1 protein-coding gene and 1 pseudogene are annotated in these 2,385 nt (G+C 67.5%); both read left to right on the top strand.

The window, feature by feature from the left end; all coding sequences use genetic code 11:
- Positions 1-369: 369 nt before the first annotated feature.
- Positions 370-1,080 (top strand): annotated as a pseudogene (locus tag EAO73_RS37275) (DEAD/DEAH box helicase family protein); the annotation flags it as partial.
- A gap of 124 nt (positions 1,081-1,204) precedes the next feature.
- Positions 1,205-2,385 (top strand): helicase associated domain-containing protein (locus EAO73_RS37270; RefSeq protein ID WP_318153316.1); only part of this gene is annotated, 1,181 nt, incomplete at its 3' end.

The raw sequence follows: 2,385 nt of genomic DNA, 5'->3' as shown, positions 1-2,385 counted from the left end.
AGCGGGTACCCCATCGCTTCGCGATGGGCGAGCGAAACGAACCGCTTCGCGGTTCGTGACGAAGCGATGGAAAGCCGCTTCGCGCCTTTCGGATTTCCGCTTCGCTCCAATCCACGGGCCTGCGCTTCGCTCCGGCCCGGACTGCGGGGCGGGTCCGCTTCGCTCCCCCGCCCAAGTTCCGGCTCCGCCGGAACGGCTGGCTACATGATGACGGTGCATCACTGCTGGTCTGTGTAGCATCCCGAGAAAACAGCCACCCCCTCAAACCATGACACCCCGTCACCCCGGCCGGGTGCCGGCCCCGGACCCGTGGGTGCGGGTTCCGCTTCGCTCCACCCGCACCGGACAGGCCGTCAGCCGTATCCGGGGATGACCGTGTTGCCGGGGAGCTGGTCTGGGACTCCCCCTGGTGAGCATCGGCCCGCTACGATGGTACCCGTGCATCACTTGTACATGCTGCTTGGTGCATCATTGATGTGCTGTGTAGCATCCGGAATATGTTGCCATCACCTCTGGCAGCCCTCCTGTTCATTCCTGGATTTCCGGAGATTTGGTATGCCGAGTACGGGAAAATTCACGCTCCGGCCTCACCAGGTCGAAGCCGTTGATGCTGTCGTGCGCGGCCTTGATATCCCGCCGGGGAAGAAGATCCCGCGGGCCGGGCTGAGGGCCACTGTGGTGGCGGCGTGCGGCACGGGCAAGACGTTCATCGCCGCGCACTGCGCGCTCCGTCTGGCCCGGCACGGGCGGGTCCTGGTCCTGGTGCCGACCCTGGACCTGCTGACGCAGACCGTGCGGGAATGGCGGGCCGCCGGCCACCACGGCCCTGCCGTCGCGGTCTGCTCGCTGGAGGACGACCCGCACCTGTGGGACCTGAAGGTGCGCTCCACGACCTCCGCACCGCAGCTGGCCCTGTGGCACGGTCGCGGGCCGGTGACCGTGTACGCCACCTACGCCTCCCTCCCCGTCCTCGCAGAGGCGCACGAAGGGGCGTACGGGCTTCCGATGGACGTCTTCGACCTCGTGGTCGTCGACGAGGCCCACAGAACAAGTGGCTCGGCAGGAAAGGCATGGGCCGCGGTTCACGACCAGGAGGTCATTCCTGCCATGCGGCGGCTCTACATGACCGCCACACCCCGCATCTGGAAAGAACGCCCGCCGCGGCCCTCCTGGACGGAGCGGCAGGCCGGCTTCGAGAACCTGCGTGATCCGCTGCCGCGCGTTCGCCGGCGGGCTGGGGAGGGTCGCGAAGCGGCTCCATGCGGCGGACTCGGAGCGGTACCCCGAGCGGGTGTGGGCCAACTGGCTGTGCGGGGAGCACGAGCCCGACCACCGCCGCCAGGTCCTCGCCGACTTCGGCCGGCGCGCGGGACGGGCTGTGCTGTCCAACTGCCGGGTCCTGGGTGAAGGCGTCGACATCCGGGCCGTGGACTCCGTCGCCCTCCTCGACCCGAAGGGGTCGCCGGTCGACATCGTCCAGGCCATCGGACGGGCGCTGCGGCAAAAGCCCGGACAAGGAAAGATGGCGACGCTGATCGTGCCCGTGTTTCTCTCGCCCGGTGAAAAGCCGGAAGACATGCTCACCTCCAACTCGTATAAGCCCTTGGTGAAAGTCCTGGAAGGGCTGCGGGCGCACGACGAACGTGCTATTGAGCTGCTTGCCATTCCTCAGGAGCAGCAGAAGTCTGTTGTTGATCCGTCGCCGTACATCGGTCCTGAACCAGAGGAAGGTCAGGAGGAGTCGCGGCTCCTGCTACGGTTCGCCGCCCCCAGAGACCCGCTGATGATCGCGAAATGGGTGCGGTTCAACATCATCAGCACCGAACGCCAGGACTGGCAACGCGGCTACCACGCCGCCCGCCGCTACTACGAACGCGAAGGCGACCTGGACGTGCCCTACGAACACACCGAAGGCGCCTACCCGCTCGGCAGGTGGCTGTCCGACCAGCGCCGCACCTACCGGGCCGGAACCATGAACGGCGAGCGCGCCGACGAGCTCGAAGAACTCGGGATCGTATGGGACACCGCCGACGCCGCCTTCGAGGAAAACCTCGCCGCCGCCCGCGCCTACTACGCCGAAGCCGGCACCCTCGCCGCACCCCGCCACGCCACCGCCCTCGACAAACCCATCGGCCAATGGCTCACCAACCTCCGCCGCCCCGAAGGACTCGGCAAAGACACCGACCGCGCCCGCCGGCGCACGGAACAGCTCACCGCAATCGACCCCGACTGGAACCCACGACTCCTCGGATGGACCGTCGACTGGCAACGCTCCTACACCGGCCTGCACTCGCTCCTGAACGCCGGGAACACGCTGGAAGACATCCAGCCCGGAGTGACGTACCACGGCGACGACATCGGACGCTGGGTCCTCCGGCAGACACG

The organism is Streptomyces sp. col6 (assembly GCF_008042035.1).
GTDB lineage: Bacteria > Actinomycetota > Actinomycetes > Streptomycetales > Streptomycetaceae > Streptomyces.
This window is presented reverse-complemented; position numbering and strand designations above follow the sequence as displayed.